Genomic DNA, 1,092 nt, shown 5'->3' with positions numbered 1-1,092 from the left:
TAGTTACACTTTTTTTGATCGGAAATGAAATGAAATTTAAAGATTTTAAAGAAAAAAACAGTAGCAACTATGACTTTTTCACAGCTGATGAGATGAGCTATAAAGAATTTGTACAACTAAGCTTTAAAGAATTTTTAACTAGCGATAGTGGCTCAAAGTGGCAGCTTGATATAGATGATAAAAGGTTTAACTCATTTCCAAATTTCACCCAAAAACATCAAATTTGCATATCAAATTTAGACTATGAAGATAATATTTTTCAGTTTAGAATTTGCTCAGAAAACAACGTATCAAGCCTTGGCTACCGCATGTTTACGAGCTTTGATAGCGCACATAAAGACTTTGTCACAGACGATATCAAGCACTCTGACGAGGTGATGATGAGCCTAAAGCTTGGCGAGCTTAAAGAGTTTCCTTGCATATCAAAATGCGGCTGGTGGATCAAAGATATCTGGCGAGACATGTATCCTATCTTGGACGAGACTAACAGCGAGGACTTTGTGGCTGGCATTATAAAAAACGAATTTACCAAAAAGATGACCGAGATAAATGAGTGCCTAAAAAACGCTCAAGATGGCGGCAAGCTTGACGAAATTATTGCTAAACTAAAAGATAAAATCAACTAAATTTAGAAATTTCCACCCACAGCACACGAGCTAGCTGGATATGAAGTAAGTCCGTAGTCAGCTGACTCAACGTTATAAAAGTCTAAATTTGCACTTCTGGAGATGATGTACTCAAAGCCTTTTTGATTTAGCTCGATCAAAATTTCAAGCTCCGTATCTCTTTTGCAGACGATACTTTCAAAAAAGTGGGAGAAGAAAGAAATTTTGGTATTTTCTTTTTGCATTGAGTGATTTAGCATGAGCTCCATGTTGCTAAAAATTTTAAAGATAGTTTGATTTGTCTCAAATTTGCCAAATCTAGCATAATAATTTTGCAAATTTGCGTCATTTAGCACGATATTTTTAGTGCAGTTTTTAGTGATCTGCTCGTAGATAAGACCAAAGAGCTCAATAGAGGCATTTTGATTATCCATCAACCTATTTTCGTGGTTTGTGACGACTACAAAGCCATCTTTTATCTCATATT

Annotated in this window: 1 protein-coding gene and 1 pseudogene; one reads left to right on the top strand and one right to left on the bottom strand. The window is 35.2% G+C overall.

What is annotated here, in order from left to right; translation table 11 throughout:
- Positions 1–626: hypothetical protein (locus Q0296_RS09090; protein WP_298039648.1), on the top strand; the 626-nt coding region annotated here is incomplete at its 5' end.
- 2 nt (positions 627–628) lie between these two features.
- On the opposite strand, the pseudogene Q0296_RS09085 reads toward Q0296_RS09090, so the two are convergent.
- Positions 629–1,092 (bottom strand): annotated as a pseudogene (locus Q0296_RS09085) (hypothetical protein); the annotation flags it as partial.

The sequence above is a fragment of the uncultured Campylobacter sp. genome, from assembly GCF_937890585.1.
Classification (GTDB): Bacteria; Campylobacterota; Campylobacteria; order Campylobacterales; family Campylobacteraceae; genus Campylobacter_A.
The sequence above is the reverse complement of the archived record's forward strand: the minus strand, read 5'-3'. Positions and strand labels throughout refer to the sequence as shown.